Below are 14558 nucleotides of genomic sequence, written 5' to 3'. Positions count from 1 at the left end.
CGTTCGCTGCTGTCTTAGACTGGCCTTCGGAGGTGCCCCATGAAGGCAAGTCGTTGGCTGGCTTTTATCCTCGCGGGCTGGACGCTGCTGGCCTGCGCTTCGTTGCCGGAGGTCGATGCCGACCAGGCCAAGCCACGTGCGGGCACCGTGCCGCAAGTCATCACCGCCAAGGGCAAGCTGCCGCGCCAGACCACCGAACAACTGCTGAAGAAACGCTGGGCCAAGTCCACGCTGGACCTGAAAGCCCAGGCGGCCCTGGAGGAGTCGGCAACCGGGGTGCCGCTTATTGCCGGCAACAAGGTGCAATTGCTGTTCGATGGCCCGCAGACCATGGCGGAGATGATGAAGGCCATTGCGGCAGCCCGCGACCATATCAATTTCGAGACCTATATCTTCGACCAGGATGAACTGGGGATGAAGTTCGCCGACCTGCTGATCCAGAAACAGCGCGAAGGCGTGGTGGTCAATGTGATCTACGACAGTGTCGGCACCATCGGCGTGCCGCAGGAATTCTTTGACCGCATGAAGGAAGGCGGCGTGAAGCTGCTGGCCTTCAACCCGGTAAATCCTGCCAAGGCGCGCGGCAACGGCTGGAAGCTGAATGCGCGCGACCACCGCAAGATGCTGATCGTCGATGGCAAGGTCGGCTTCACGGGCGGGATCAATATCAGCGATACGTACTCGAAGAGTTCACCATTCCGCGGCGGCTCCGGCGGCGTGGGTTCGGGCGCCGGCGGCGGGTCCGGCCCGGGGCGTGAAAAAGGCGAAAATGACGTCGGCTGGCGCGACACGCATGTGCGCATCGAGGGGCCGGCCGTGCAGGCCATGCAGTGGTTGTTCGTGCAAGCCTGGATCGAGCAGGATGCGGACGACTTGCGCGACGCCAAATACTTCAGCCAGGTAGCGCCGGCGGGAGACAAGGTGGTGCGCGTGCTGGGTTCGCGGCCTGAAGGACATTTTGAGATCTACAAGGCGCTGCTGCTGGCGATGCAGGAAGCGAAGAAGTCGATCCATATCACCTGCGCCTATTTTGTGCCGGATGACCAGACCCTGGAGGCGCTGACCGATGCCGCCCGGCGCGGCGTGGATGTGCAGCTTGTGCTGCCCAGCGTGTCGGACAGCGGGCTCGTATTCCACGCAGGGCGGGCGTTCTACCAGCCTTTGCTGGAAGCTGGCGTGAAGATCTATGAGCTCAAGCTGTCGGTGCTGCATGCGAAGACGGTGGTGATTGACGGCGTATGGTCCACTGTCGGCTCAACCAACCTCGACCGGCGCAGCTTCCTCCACAACAGTGAAGTGAATGTGATCGTGATGGGCGATGTGTTCGGCCTCGAGATGGAAAAGGCGTTCAAGGAAGACCTGCACAATTCCCGTGAGATCACGCTGGTGGAGTGGAACAAGCGGCCGATCTCCACGCGTCTGAAGGAGTGGCTTGCCCGCGTATGGGACTACTGGCTCTGAGGTTTGATATGCATTGAAGCTCGCCACCTTGGCGTGCTTTAAGCAGCTGGGCGCCAGATGTCACCCACACGGCAGAAGATATCGGTAGCAGCCAAGGCGAAGCCGCTTCCTTCGCGCCAGCTGTAACGCTCAACCTGGATTTCGTCGTGCTGTACGCGCAGCACGTTGAATGAATTGGTCTCCCCCCGGCTACGGGTGGAGGTGGCAGTGCCGGCCTGCACCACCAGTGCGGCATAGCCGTCTATCTCATAGCGCTCAGAAGTATTGTGAGTGTGGCTGGTATGCAAGTGCCCTGCCAGCAGCAAGTCCACGCCGCAGCGCGCGAACGTTTCCATCGCCATTGGCGCGCGATCCACGATATCGTCATTGTCCTTGTGCGGTGGCAGGTCGAAGGGGTGGTGAGTCACGACAACCCGCGTGACGCTGCGCGGCAGGCGCGAGAAGCGTTGCCGCAAGTATTCGACCTGGCGGCGATTGACGCGGCCATCCTTGAAGGTCAGCGAGCGCGCCGTGTTCAACCCCAGCACGGCAATTTCATCGTCGACGAACTCTGGCGCGAGGTCGCGCGTGATGTAGCGCCGGTATTTGACCAGCGGCTGGAAGAAGCGCGCTGCCACGTTATACAGGGGAATGTCGTGATTTCCCGGCACCACGATCTGCGGCTGGGGCAAGGTGTCGAGGTAGTGCCGTGCCTGGCGGAATTGCGCGCTGCGGGCACGCTGGGTCAGGTCGCCGGAAGCCACCACCACGTCCGGCCGCAAATCCCCGATCAATTCGCGCAAGGGCGCCAGCAAGGCGTTGTCCACGCGGCCGAAATGCAAGTCGGAGATATGGACCAGGGTTCGCATCACTTCTCCAGAGGGCGCGGCACGAGCACCGGCAAGGCTGCCGGGCGGATCCGGTAACGCAAAGGCGGGGCCATGACGGACACCTCGCCATCGGTCGCCACCCGCAAGCGGCGGTGGCGGGTCTCGATCACCATCTCGCCGGCCTGGAATACATGGAACTCGCGCGACTGGCGCAACCGTCCGAACAGCGCGCGCAAGGCCAGTTTCAGCAAGCCGAAACGTGTCGGCCGCTGGGCCACGTAGACGCTCAGCGTGCCGCCATCAATCCGTGCCCGCTCGCCGATGTTGAATCCTTGCATATGGTATTCATTATTGCCGATGAAAACGAAGGGCGTGCGCCGCGCATGGCCTTGTTCACCAAGGGTCAGGCGCACGCTGAGGAAAGGATAACGCTTCAGCGCGGCCAGCGTCGCCCAGCCGAACGCAGTCCACTTGCCGCGCCCGAGGCGGCGCTGCTGCCGCTGGCGATCGCGCACGATGTCCGGGTAGAGCCCAAGGCTCGAGTTGTTCAGGAAGATGCGGCCATTGACCTCCCCGACGTCGACCATTGCCACGTGGCCGGCAGCCAGGTTGGCAATGGCTGCGTCGAGCTGGGGCGGGATGCGCAGGTCGCGCGCAAAATGGTTCAGCGTCCCCATCGGCAGGACGCCGAACATGGCGCCGCTATCGAGCACCACCGAGGCCACGGCATTGACCGTGCCGTCGCCGCCTCCCGCCACCACCACTGGCGCGCCGGCGGCCAATGCTGCCCGGGCGGCCTCCATCAGATGATTGAGGTCGGCGGCCAGCGTGATGTCGGCATCCAGTCCGTGGCTGGCGAAACGCGCGGCCAGCGAATCGCGCCACGGCAGGCCATATCCGAGGCCAGCTCCAGCGTTGATGATGACGGCCATGCGGCTCATCGGCGCTCCCGGTGCCGGCGCAGGCTGGACACCGCCGTGACGCAGATGGCCAACCAGCCAAGCCCCTCCGCCACCGCCGCCAGCACATCGCTCAGGAAATGCACGCCGAGATAGACGCGGCTGAACCCGACCAGCGCCACCATCGCCACTGCGCCAGCAAGCAGCGCCGCGTGCTGGGCCGCGCCGCGGGCACGCGGCCACAGGTAACAGGCCAGCACGCCATAAAACACGGTTGCGGCCAGCGTATGGCCGCTGGGAAAGCTGTAGGTCGGCAAAGTCAGCAGGGGCGCGTCGAAGCTGGGCCGCACGCGCTGGTAGCTGTACTTGAGCAACACGTTCAGCACCATGCCCGGTGGTACGGAGAGCAGCAAGGTCAGCAGCCAGTAATGCGCCTGGCGCCGCCACAGCTGCCAGGCAAACAGCAGCGTCAGGAAGGCAATGCCCGCCACGCTGTGCAGATGACTGACCGCCAGCATCAGCGTAGTCCAGGGCTCGCTGGCGCGAACGTGCAGCCATTGGGAAACGCTGATATCGAGTGCGGCCAGCCGGGCGCCGGGTCCCATCGCAGCGCCGGCAATCGCATCAAACACGGCCGCGGCGCTGAGCAACAGGAGCAGGCCGGCCACCAGATGCAGGGGAAGTCGGATCGTATCTCTCATACAACGCTTAATAAAAAAACCTGATATTTCATCCAGTACTGTTGATTCATACAGTATTTGTGTTATTCTAATCACTCGTTAAACACATCACAGCAAAAGGAATTCGTCATGACCACTATGCACAGCACCTTCGGCTCCCGCTTTGGCCTGGAATATGCCCCTATGTCTTTCCTGGTTCGCTTCGGCAAACGCGAAGTGCTGGTGTGCCGCGACTTCCGCAAGCGCTTCTACGCTGTGAACCCGATCATCGAATGCGACACCGGCGTACAGCCTGGCCACCTGGAAGTACTGCTGTTCAGCCGTTGGCTGCTGATCTTCTCCAAGGCCCACTAAGCTTCAGTCTCGCATAGCTGTTCATACCGAGCGCGCAAATAGTCGCGCAAACGAATCACGACGGGCGTGACCTGCGAGCGATGCATGCAAACCAGCTGTAATGGCACCTCTTCACCCATTACATCTGGTAGCAGCATGCGCAAGCGACCGGCCTTGAGGTCGGCGGTCACGTCCAGCCGTGATTTATAGGCAATCCCCAGTCCCGCTACCGCCCAGCGGCGCACCAGGTCGGCATCATCGCTGCTGCGGTTGCCCCTGACCTGCACGACTTTGCCCTGGGCGGGGAAGGCCCAGCGGTCATACAGCACATCATCCAAAGCAAAGCGCAAGCAATTGTGCCGCGCCAACTCATCCAGGTTGGCCGGGGCGCCGTGCCGGCGCAGGTAGTCCGGCGAGGCCACCAGGGTGCGTCGATTTCCTGGCGCAACAGGCATGGCAACCAGACTTGAATCATCGAGCTTGCCATAACGCAGGGCCAGGTCTACCGGCTGGCGATACATATCGGCAACCCGGTCGCTGACGTACAACTGCAGGCTGATGGCCGGATATTCGGCCTGGAAAGCGTCCAGCCAGGGCAGCAGCACGTTACGGCCCACATCGGACGGCATCGAAATTTTCAATAAGCCCGCCAGCTCCTGCTGGCCTTGCCTGATCGCCTCATGTCCTTCGCGCAACTGGCGTACCGCTTCGCGCGCGTGCCCCAGGTAATGCTCGCCTTCCGCCGTCAGGCGCAGCGAACGCGTGGTGCGGGCAAACAGCCGCAGTTGCAGTTCGTCTTCCAGCCGCTTCAAGGCTGCGCTGGCCAGGGCCGGCGAGATGTCGAGCGAACGCGCCGCCGCTGACAGGCTGCCGCGGTCGGCCGTGCTGACGAAGACTTCCAGATCGTCGAGGCGCAGCATTTTCAGCATTCCTTTGAAAGTGTTTCCATAATTTTAGTCTTTTTCGCGAAGCCGTGATGATCGAAGATAGCGACATCACCACTTTTGACGAAGGACATCACAATGAAAGCTGTTGCCTACCGCGCCTCCCTGCCCATTGACCACGCCGAAGCGCTGGTCGACATCGAATTGCCGGCACCGGTTGCCAGCGGGCGCGACCTGCTGGTCGAAATCAAGGCCGTTTCCGTCAACCCAGTCGATACCAAGATTCGGCGCAACGTCGCTCCCGCCGAAGGAGAACACAAGGTGCTCGGTTGGGACGCCACCGGCATCGTGCGCGCGGTCGGCCCGGAGGCGACGCTGTTCAAGCCGGGTGATGAAGTGTGGTACGCCGGCGCTCTGGGCCGCTCGGGCACGAACGCCGAACTGCACCTGGTTGACGAACGCATCGTCGGCCATAAGCCTTCCAGGCTTGGCTTCGCCGAAGCGGCTGCCCTGCCCCTGACCGCCATCACCGCCTGGGAATTGCTGTTCGACCGCCTTGGCGCCAGCCGCGACAAGGCGCGCGAAGCCGGCAAGTCCCTGCTGGTGACGGGCGCCGCCGGAGGCGTCGGCTCCATCCTGGTCCAGCTTGCACGCCAGTTGACGGGACTGACCGTGATCGGTACCGCTTCGCGCGCTGAAACTGCAGACTGGGTCAAGTCGCTTGGCGCGCACCACGTTATCGACCACAGCAAGCCGTTGGATGAAGAAATCGGTCGCCTCGGCCTGCCGCCCGTCCACTACATCGCCAGCCTGAACGAGAGCGAACGCCATTTCGCCGCGCTGGCCGAACTGGTGGCACCGCAAGGCAAGTTGGCCCTGATCGACGATCCTGCGCATATCGACGTGCGCCTGCTGAAACGCAAGAGCGTATCGTTGCATTGGGAGTTCATGTTCACGCGCTCAATGTTCGAGACCGACGACATGGCGCAACAGCATGCGCTGTTGAACGACGTGTCGCGCCTGGTCGATAGCGGCGTGCTGAAAACCACGCTGGGCGAGCGCTTCGGCGCCATCAACGCAGCCAACCTGAAACGCGCACACGCCCTGCTCGAAAGCAATCGCGCGCGCGGCAAGATCGTGCTGGAAGGGTTTTAAGCTTCAGCGGCGGCACGCGCGGCATGCGCTGCCGCGCTCGCCTCGCCGGCCTGTTCGATCGCGTGCAGTTGCTGGCGGATTGCCAGCGCGCGGCGATCATGCGCATCGACCAGGTCAATTAAGGATTGCGAAAGCCGGCACGCCTCCCTGACCGTGGCATCGAAGCGGTCGCGGCCCCGCGTCAGCATGGCCGACTGGTAACCGACTACGCTGAACATTTCGCAGATATCCAAGCACAGGTCACGCAGGGTGCGCATGGAAGCGCAAGCGCCTTCGATGTCGGCGCGCATCTTGCGGTCAAGGTCGATGAACTCGGTACGCGCGTATTCATGGGCCGATAGTTGCGACACCGTGCCTTGCCAGCGCTGGATGCGGCGGCTGATGCGATTGATGTTGGCATTTTTCTGGTGCAGCATCAACGCGTATTGCCAGGCCAGCAGGGCCAGCGGCAGGCAGGCCAGGAAGCTTGGCAAGCCCACGCCCCGCATTGTGGCTTCCATTTTTTTGCAGCGGCGCAGGAGCGCACCGAGATTGCTGCCAAGGGATTGGTTGCGCATGGCCGTCCTCCCGACGATCCGCCGTGCAAAGGCATGGCGCGACAAGCCAAGTATAGGCAGCACTGGGCCGGCGGGAATATACCCCGGCTTGACGCAGATTAAAGGTGCAGCGATTAAGCGCCGTTGAGCCAGGTTTGCTCGTGGGCGCGTTCACGGCGGCGGCGCTCGGCCGGAGAGTCGAAGTCGCGCAAGAACTGGATGTGCTTGCGTTCCAGCGCCAGCATCTCGCGCTCGATCGCGTCGATTTCAGCGCGGTCCGCCGAATGGTTCATGTAGTTGGCGCGTTCGCGCTGGATCCGTTCCTGCTCGTCCTTGATGGTCTGCAGGCGCCCCTCGCAACGCTGCACGGTGCGGCGCAGCTTTTCCGGCGTCAGGCCCTGGTCGCGCAAGTCGGTCTGCACTGCCAGGTCGCCGCGCACGGCGTTGGTACGCTTCTGCAGTTCGGCGATTTCCGCGTTGACCTCGTCGATGGCCTGGGCGTCCTTGGCCGCGTAGGCGTTGCGGCGGCGCTCCCCCAGCAGGGCCATTTCCGCTTCCAGCACTTCGTACTCGTCGCGGAAGGGGCGTTCGAAATTGCCCAGTTGGGCGCGGCAGGACTCGAGCTGCTTTTCCAGCGCCACCACTTCCAGCTGCAGTTTGGCGACCGGCATGTCGAACCGGCGCTGGGCGCGCTCCTCCATCGCCTTGTTGGCGGCCAGCAGGCGCGCCTCGTAGCGCACGGTTGAAAACTTCTTGCGTGCCTCTTCCTCATGGGCGGCACGCAGCCTGCGCTCGTAGGCGCGATAGGCTGCGGGCATGCGCAGCTTGCGATACCAGTTACGAATCCAATTCCACATAGGCAGGAATATAGCCTAGCCTGCGCCTTGTGTCATGCCTGCCAGGGCCGGGGCCAGCAAGGATGCGACAGGAATGGCGTTGCTGCTGTGCGGGACGGTGTCGCAGCTGGCAGTGCGGGCCACGCCGGAGGCTTGCAGATCTTCATAGGCGCTGCCTGCGAACAGGGGGTGGACCGCGACGCATACGGGAGGCGGCAGGCCGGCCCGACGCACGTGGCCCACGGCGGCAATCATCGTGCGGGCAGTGGATGCGATATCGTCAACGATGACGGGGGTGTGGTGCAGCCAGCGTTCGGTGTCCGGCACCGATACCTCCACGTCGTGGTCGCCGCGACGCACTTTTTCCAGCACGATGAAGGGGCAACCGGCGCCGCGCGCCACTTCGGAGGCCCATTGTTCGCTTTCCGAATCCGGCCCGATCACCAGCGGCTGCGGCACATTGGCCGCGATCCATTGCGAGATGGCAGGCGCGGCGCGCACCACGCGGGTCGGGATCGTGTAGATCTCGGCCAGGTCATGGTGGCGGTGCAAGTGCGGATCGATGGTCACCATCCAATGGAACACGCCCGACACCAGCCGCGCAAAATGGGCAGAGGTGATGCCTTCGCCGGGGTTGAAGATGGCGTCGTGGCGCATATAGGCCAGGTATGGCGCCACCAGTCCTACGCTGGCCGCGCCCAGGTCGCGCGCGATGCTGGCGGCGAAATACAGGGGCATGAAACGATCATCCGGCCGGTCCAGGGTGCACACCAAGACCACCTGGCGGCCTTTCACTTCCGAGTGGTAGCGCACGTAGGATTCGCCGTCCGGGAAGCGCCGCACCTGCAAACTCCCCTGCTCCCAACCCAGCAACGCCGACAGTTGCGCTGTCATTGCCTCATTGCCGGGCAGTGCGAACAGGATAGGCTTCATGGCGATTCCCCTCTAAGTAGTGACTTTTATTCTAGCCCCCAGGCCGCGATTTGTGCAATTCAAGCATTATTTTTGACAACTCGTCGCAATCTTCCGGTAGCTAGCTGTGGCAGCCGTCAGAATCGCCACCGTTATCAAACTGGAGACATTCATGCCCTTGACTCGTTTCACCCTGCCTGTGCTGGCAATCGCGCTGGCCAGCGCCCAGGCCCATGCCGAAGCCGTGCTGCAGAACTTTGCAGGCCATAAGATCGAAGTCCTGAAAATCGCCAAGCCAGGAGCGCCGTCCACCGTGGTCTTCGAGAACGGTTCGCGCATCACCCTTGATAAATGGGACAAGGTAATTGCGGAAGTGGCCAAGGAATCGACGGTGTTTGCCTACAACCGCCCCGGATACGGAAAGAGCGACAAGCCTTCCACCCCGCGCGACGGCAAGACCGTGGTCGAGGAGTTGCGCCAGCTGCTGCGCCAGCAAGGCTTGCAGCCGCCCTATACCCTGGTCGGTCATTCCCTTGGCGGCCTGTACATGCAGATGTATGCGCGCGCCTACCCGCAGGAAGTCCAGGGGGTGGTGCTGGTCGACTCGGTCTACCCCGGCATCATCAAGAAGCCGGAAGAATTTCCCTTCATGACGCGCGTGGCCAAGTACGTGTTCCTGAACGCGGCGATGGAGGCGGAAGTCGACCAGATCAACAGCACCGGCCAGGCCATGCTGGCGATGCCGTGGAATGACGATATTCCGGTCGTGCGCCTGTTTAACGTGCCCAAATCGGCCGGCGCCGTGGCGGTGGACCTAGGTACCGTCAACGACGACGAACAGACTCGCAACATGGTCAAGAACATGTATCCGAAAGCCTGCAAGGTGATCGTGGATTCCGACCACCAGATGCAGCAGGCCAATCCCGAGGTCGTGGTCAGCGCGATCCGCGACGTGATCGGCGCCCACGACGGCAAGCGTCAGCCAGCCTTGCGCTGCAGCTGATCGGGTTCGGTAGCAGGACGCGCTTCTTCATGGTGGAAAGGCGCGTACCACGTCACGATGAAGGATGGTACGGTCGCCGCCATCACCAGCCAGAAGTAACTGACGTAGCCCAGTGCTTCCTGCAGGTGGCCGCTGACCATGCCGGTCAACATGCCGCACATCCCCATCAGGCCAGTGCCGAAGGCGTAATGGGTCGTGGTGTATTTGCCAGGCGCCAGTTGCTGCATCAGGTAGATCATGAAGCCCACCGAGCCAAAGCCGAAGGAGAATTTCTCGATCACCACACCGGCGCCAATTACCCACAGGTTGGACGGCTGGTAGATCGCCATCAGCAGGAAGGTGGCAATCGGGATGTTCAGTACGCAGCACAGCGTGAACAACACCGGTTTCAGGCCGCGCTTCGCCACGTACCAGCCGCCAATCAGGGAGCCCGCCAGCACGGCCAGCAAGCCGTATGTGCCGTAGACGATGCCCAGCAACTCATTCGACATGCCCAGGCCGCCCTTGCCCACCGGATCGACCATGAAGAAGGGGCCGATTTTTTCCAGCAGGCCGATCGAGACTCGGTACAGCAGCGCGAAGGCTACCATCATCCACACGCCGCGTTTTTCGAAGAAGGTCTTGAACGCGTCGCGCAGGATGAAGGCAGCCTGGCCCAGGCTTTCCGGCGTATCGGCGGCACGGGCGCCATCCGGCATAGCGCGCCAGTGCCATGCCGTAATTGCCAGCAACAGGATCGCCACGGCCACGAAGACGATGCGCCAAGCGCCCAGCCAATCCATGCCGTAGTCCGAATGCAGGCGGCCGCTCAGGTAAACCAGCACGCCGGAGGCCACCACCGGGCCGATATTCCAGCTCAGGCTTTGCACGCCGCAGTAAAGCGACTGGCTGCGCGAGCTTAACGAAGTGACGTACACGCCATCGCTGGCAATGTCCATGGTGGCGCCGATGAAGGACATGATCCAGAACAGCACCATCATCAGGGCCATCGAACCCGGCATGCCCATCACCAGGGCTACCGCACCGAAGCCCAGGCCAAGCAGCAACTGTGTGACCAGCACGAAGAACCTCTTGGTGCGGTACATTTCCACTACTGGCGCGAACAGGGGCTTGATGGTGTAGGCCAGGATCAGCATGCTCGAATACTGCGCGGCACGGCCATTGTCCATGCCCAGGTTCTTGAACATGATGGACGTGACGCTGGTCAGCATCATGTACCCCATCGCCATCGCGAAGTAGCCGGTGGGGACCCACTGCAGCGGCGATCGGTTCATGAACGCTGTACCTTGATCAATTCACGATACCAGTGCGCACTGTCTTTCAGCGTGCGCTTTTGCGTGGCGTAATCGACGTGGACGATGCCAAAGCGCTTGGCGTAGCCGGAATCCCATTCGAAGTTGTCCAGCAGGCTCCACATGAAGTAGCCTTGCACGTCGACGCCCTGCTCCATTGCGCTGGCCAGCGCATCGAGGTGGCGCGTGACGAAGGAAATGCGCTCCTCATCGTGCTCCGGCGTACTGCTGGCCATGCCGTTCTCGGTGATGTAAATCGGTGGCAGCTCGTACTCGCCCTTCAGCTTGAGCAGCAGTTCGGTCAGGCCTTGCGGGTAGATCTCCCAGCCCATGTCGGTGCGGCCGTTTTCCAGCGGCGGCGTACGCGGCGGGTCTTCGGCGCTGCAGAAGGCGCGGAAGTAGTAATTCACGCCGAGGAAGTCGATCGGCTGGTGGATGACGGCCATGTCGCCCGGCTCAACCAGCGGCGCGTTCGCGCCGTGCTTGCGCAGCGCCAGTTCCGGATAGCGGCCTTTGAAAATTGGGTCCATGAACCATTGTACCGAACGCGCATACTCGAACTCCGCCAGTTCGCGGTCGGCGTCGCTGTCTGTGGCAGGATCAGCGGTCCACTGGTTCAGCACGATGCCCAATTTTGCCTTCGAGCCGACGGCGCGCATGGCGTTCATAGCCAGGCCGTGCGACAACAGCAAGTGGTGCGAAACCTGTATGGCCGCCTTGGCGTCGCGCACGCCAGGCGCGAACTGTCCGTTGCCGTAGCCCAGGTTGGCTGTGCACCACGGCTCGTTGTGGGTGGCGATGCTGGCCACACGATCGCCAAAGCGGCGCGCCACTTCGGCAGCGTAGGCCGCAAAATGGTAGCAGGTATCGCGATTGAGCCAGCCGCCCTCTTCCTGCAAGGCTTGCGGCAAGTCCCAGTGGTACAGCGTGATGTATGCCTGCTTGCCCTTTTCGTGCAGGGCTGTAATCAGGCGGTCGTAGAAAGCGAAACCGGCTTCATTCCAGGCGCCCTTGCCGTCCGGCTGGACGCGCGACCAGGCGATCGAGAAGCGGTAGGCATCGACACCGAGCCAGTCGATGATGTCGACGTCCTCGCGGTAGCGATGATAGTGATCGCAGGCGACGCTGCCGTCGCTGCCGTCCTTGATCTTGCCGGGCGTATTGCAGAAAACGTCCCAGATAGAGAGGCCTTTGCCGTCCTCCTGGTTGGCGCCTTCAATCTGGAAGGCGCTGGTGGCTACGCCCCAGAGAAATTCGGGCGGCAGGCGTTTATCTTTCATTTCTTGATTCACAGGTTAAGGCTTAGGGATGGCCTGCCCCGAGGGACGAGGCAGGCCGCGTTGCAACGGGCTTAGAATTCGATGCCCGCATTCACACCGATGGTGCGCGGAGGCAGGTACTGCGCCACCCACACATTGGCGCCGTTCATGGCGCTGGTCTTGATGCGCTTGTCGCCCACATTGCGCACGAAGGCGTCCACCCAAAACTGCTTCGGTCCCTGGTAGCGCAGGCCGAGGTCGAACTTGGTGTAGGCAGCTTGCTGGTCTTCCGGGCCCAGGTTGAAGATCGACAGTTCGGACTTGGTTTCGTAGTGTGCCGAAACGCGTGGGATCAGGGTGTCGCCATTCGCCATGCGGAAGGTGTGCTGGTAGTTCAGGTGGGCCGAGAACTTTGGCGCGTGCGGCATGATGTTGCCGGTGACGTTCAGGCAGTTCGAGTTCAGGTCCGGGCAGAACGGCAGCGCGTAGTCGTTGGAGCCGGCGATCAGGAAGCCCAGCTTGGTGTGGGTGTAAGCCAGGGCCAGCGCCAGCTTGTCATCCGGCGACAGCTTGGCCTGGATTTCCGATTCGAAGCCCCACACTTTCGCGCCGTCCACATTGCTGGTGACGAAGGTGTGCGAACCGTCCGGATTGGTGACCGGGGAGCTGAACTGGAAATCCTTGAAGTCCTCGTAGTACAGCGCGTTGTTGATGCGCAATGCGCCGCCCAGGAAGGAGCTCTTGCTGCCGATCTCGTAGTTGGTCAGGGTCTCCGGGTCGTACGTACGGCCGCCGTCCTGCAGGCCGCCCGCCTTGTAGCCGGTGGCGACGCTGGCGTACAGCATGTGGTTCTTATCGACGTCGTAGCTCAGGCGCGCCAGGCCGGTGGTCTTGCTGCCTTTGTAGCGGCCATCGTTGGACGGCACGCTCGGGTTGTAGCCCTGGCCCGGCTTGGTCGGGTCGATGCTTGGGCTCAGAGGAACCTGCGGTGCGTTCGGGTCAGAATTCCAGGTATAGCCGTTGCCGCCTTCATTGGTGCGCTTGTCCGAGGTGTAACGCAGGCCGCCGGTCAGGTGCATGCTGCCGACGTTCCAGGTCGCCTGGCCGAAGACAGCGCGCGAATCCACGGTTTCCTTCGGCTGGATGAAGGAACCTTGCCATGCCACGCTGCCTTGCTGGGTACCGTGCATGATCGGGATGTCGAAGCGGATGCCGTTGTCTTCCGCCGCGTAGTAGGCGCCCAGTTGCCAGTCCACTTCCTTCTGGCCGACCGACTGCAGTTGCAGCTCGTGGCTATTGCTGCTGTATTTCGACCAGACCGTGTTATTGGCCTGGAAGTCGCCGCCGGTGGTGAAGCTGGTCGGCAGTACGCGGCCGCCGTCCTGGTCGTAAGTCGACGAGCCGGAGAACTTGGAATGGCCGGCGATGTAGGTCAGCGCCATGTCCGGGCTCACCGCATATTCGAGACGGCTGCGGAAGGTGTTCACGTTACGGTGCAGGAACGGCGCGGTGTCGATCAGTGCCGACCACTCGTCCTGGCCGGCGCGCGGAGTCTGCATCAGGTTCATGTTCGGGGTACCACGGTCCTGGAAGCGCTCGTAGGAGATGTTCCACTTCAGGCGATCGGTCGGCTGGTACAGCCAGCTCACACGTACGCCGCTCTGGTTCTGCGCGTTGTAGCGCGGGCCGTTGACGACGTACTGGTTCGGGTTGATCGGCTGGAATTTGGCCGGGTCGCCGCCGCCAGCCAGGTAGGCCGCACGCTGGTCGGCCAGCGAAATGTTCGGGAAGGTCTGGTACTTGACGTAGCCGTCGTGCTGCTCGTGGATCACGGCCACGCGCAGGGCGGAGTTGTCGCCGGTCGGCACGTTCAACGCCGCACGGGCGCCCAGGCGGGCGTAATCGCCGATGCCGCCGGAAACGCTGCCCGAGAACTCCTTCAGCTTGGGCTTGACGGTCTGCATATTGACTGCGCCGACGGTGGAATTGCGGCCCCACAGCGTGCCTTGCGGGCCACGCAGGACTTCAATCGCTTCCACGTCGAACAGCAGCGCGGTAGCCCCTTCCGGACGAGGCGAGTAGATGCCGTCGACGAAGAAGGCTACTTCCGGATCGGCGTATTCAGTCTTGGCGGAGTCGTTACCGATACCGCGCATGGTCATCGTGATGACGCCGTGGTCGCCCTGGCCGGTGGCCTGGAAACTTGGCACCAGGTTGGTCACGTCCTGGATGGTTTGCACGTGTGCGTCTTCGAGTGCCGCTGCATCCAGGGCGGTAACAGCCACAGGGGTCTTTTGAAGGGAGGTGGTGCGCTTGGTCGCCGTGATCAGAACCTCTGGCACGACGGCGGATTCGGTGTTGGCCGCAGGGGCGGCTTGCTGCGCCGAGGCGCTGACGGACGAGACCAGGGCCAGCACCCCGACCTGGATTGCAGAAAACTTCATGTTGTCTCCGGTAGTTGTTGTAAAAACGATTTCTTATTTCTTGAAAACGTTTTCA

14 protein-coding genes are annotated in these 14558 nt (G+C 62.5%); 4 read left to right on the top strand and 10 right to left on the bottom strand.

Annotated features, from left to right (window positions below; all coding sequences use genetic code 11):
- Positions 1–39: 39 nt before the first annotated feature.
- Positions 40–1461 carry a phospholipase D-like domain-containing protein gene (locus ACN9MY_RS12260; RefSeq protein WP_426322653.1) on the top strand — a complete coding sequence of 474 codons (1422 nt, stop codon included), beginning with the start codon at positions 40–42 and terminating at the stop codon, positions 1459–1461.
- Positions 1462–1499: 38 nt separating this feature from the next.
- Here the strand turns inward: ACN9MY_RS12260 and ACN9MY_RS12255 are convergent, their stop codons facing one another.
- From ACN9MY_RS12255 to ACN9MY_RS12245, 3 genes are read right to left on the bottom strand one after another with little or no spacing between them, the layout of a single operon-like run.
- Positions 1500–2309: a metallophosphoesterase family protein gene (locus ACN9MY_RS12255; RefSeq protein WP_426322651.1), complete on the bottom strand. Its 810-nt coding sequence runs from the start codon at positions 2307–2309 to the stop codon at positions 1500–1502.
- Positions 2309–3211, bottom strand: a complete 903-nt coding sequence (locus tag ACN9MY_RS12250; RefSeq protein ID WP_426322649.1) for a diacylglycerol/lipid kinase family protein — start codon at positions 3209–3211, stop codon at positions 2309–2311. The genes ACN9MY_RS12255 and ACN9MY_RS12250 overlap by 1 nt, the downstream gene beginning before the upstream one ends.
- Positions 3208–3870, bottom strand: coding sequence for a phosphatase PAP2 family protein (locus ACN9MY_RS12245; protein WP_426322647.1), 663 nt, complete (start codon positions 3868–3870; stop codon positions 3208–3210). The genes ACN9MY_RS12250 and ACN9MY_RS12245 overlap by 4 nt, the downstream gene beginning before the upstream one ends.
- A gap of 108 nt (positions 3871–3978) precedes the next feature.
- Between ACN9MY_RS12245 and ACN9MY_RS12240 the strand changes: the two genes are divergently transcribed.
- A complete protein-coding gene (locus tag ACN9MY_RS12240) occupies positions 3979–4203 on the top strand; it encodes a hypothetical protein (protein WP_055934969.1) in 225 nt (74 codons plus the stop codon).
- Here the strand turns inward: ACN9MY_RS12240 and ACN9MY_RS12235 are convergent.
- Positions 4200–5102 carry a LysR family transcriptional regulator gene (locus ACN9MY_RS12235; protein ID WP_426170966.1) on the bottom strand — a complete coding sequence of 301 codons (903 nt, stop codon included), beginning with the start codon at positions 5100–5102 and terminating at the stop codon, positions 4200–4202. The two genes, ACN9MY_RS12240 and ACN9MY_RS12235, sit on opposite strands and share 4 nt — an antisense overlap.
- 102 nt (positions 5103–5204) lie before the next feature.
- Here ACN9MY_RS12235 and ACN9MY_RS12230 point away from each other — a divergent pair, with 102 nt between their 5' ends.
- Complete coding sequence (locus tag ACN9MY_RS12230) at positions 5205–6221, top strand: zinc-binding alcohol dehydrogenase family protein (RefSeq protein WP_426322644.1); 1017 nt, start codon at positions 5205–5207, stop codon at positions 6219–6221.
- Here the strand turns inward: ACN9MY_RS12230 and ACN9MY_RS12225 are convergent.
- From ACN9MY_RS12225 to ACN9MY_RS12215, 3 genes are all read right to left on the bottom strand, one after another.
- Positions 6218–6778: a hypothetical protein gene (locus tag ACN9MY_RS12225; protein ID WP_426322642.1), complete on the bottom strand. Its 561-nt coding sequence runs from the start codon at positions 6776–6778 to the stop codon at positions 6218–6220. The genes ACN9MY_RS12230 and ACN9MY_RS12225 overlap by 4 nt on opposite strands.
- Positions 6779–6891: 113 nt before the next feature.
- On the bottom strand, positions 6892–7614 hold the full coding sequence (locus ACN9MY_RS12220; RefSeq protein WP_426170960.1) for a hypothetical protein: 723 nt from the start codon (positions 7612–7614) through the stop codon (positions 6892–6894).
- 15 nt (positions 7615–7629) lie between these two features.
- Complete coding sequence (locus ACN9MY_RS12215) at positions 7630–8526, bottom strand: ribose-phosphate pyrophosphokinase (RefSeq protein WP_426322640.1); 897 nt, start codon at positions 8524–8526, stop codon at positions 7630–7632.
- A gap of 151 nt (positions 8527–8677) precedes the next feature.
- On the opposite strand from ACN9MY_RS12215, the gene ACN9MY_RS12210 reads away from it, so the two are divergent.
- Positions 8678–9508, top strand: coding sequence for an alpha/beta fold hydrolase (locus ACN9MY_RS12210; RefSeq protein ID WP_426322638.1), 831 nt, complete (start codon positions 8678–8680; stop codon positions 9506–9508).
- Here ACN9MY_RS12210 and ACN9MY_RS12205 read toward each other — a convergent pair.
- The 3 genes from ACN9MY_RS12205 to ACN9MY_RS12195 form a co-directional block, all read right to left on the bottom strand.
- Positions 9484–10782: an MFS transporter gene (locus ACN9MY_RS12205; protein ID WP_426322636.1), complete on the bottom strand. Its 1299-nt coding sequence runs from the start codon at positions 10780–10782 to the stop codon at positions 9484–9486. The two genes, ACN9MY_RS12210 and ACN9MY_RS12205, sit on opposite strands and share 25 nt — an antisense overlap.
- On the bottom strand, positions 10779–12080 hold the full coding sequence (locus tag ACN9MY_RS12200) for a GH1 family beta-glucosidase (protein ID WP_426170954.1): 1302 nt from the start codon (positions 12078–12080) through the stop codon (positions 10779–10781). Before ACN9MY_RS12200 ends, ACN9MY_RS12205 begins: the two co-directional genes overlap by 4 nt.
- A 71-nt stretch (positions 12081–12151) precedes the next feature.
- Positions 12152–14503, bottom strand: coding sequence for a TonB-dependent receptor (locus tag ACN9MY_RS12195; protein ID WP_426322634.1), 2352 nt, complete (start codon positions 14501–14503; stop codon positions 12152–12154).
- Between the last annotated feature and the right edge of the window lie 55 nt (positions 14504–14558).

Source organism: Pseudoduganella sp. R-31 (genome assembly GCF_049913235.1).
In the GTDB taxonomy this organism is placed as follows: domain Bacteria; phylum Pseudomonadota; class Gammaproteobacteria; order Burkholderiales; family Burkholderiaceae_D; genus Rugamonas.
This window is presented reverse-complemented; position numbering and strand designations above follow the sequence as displayed.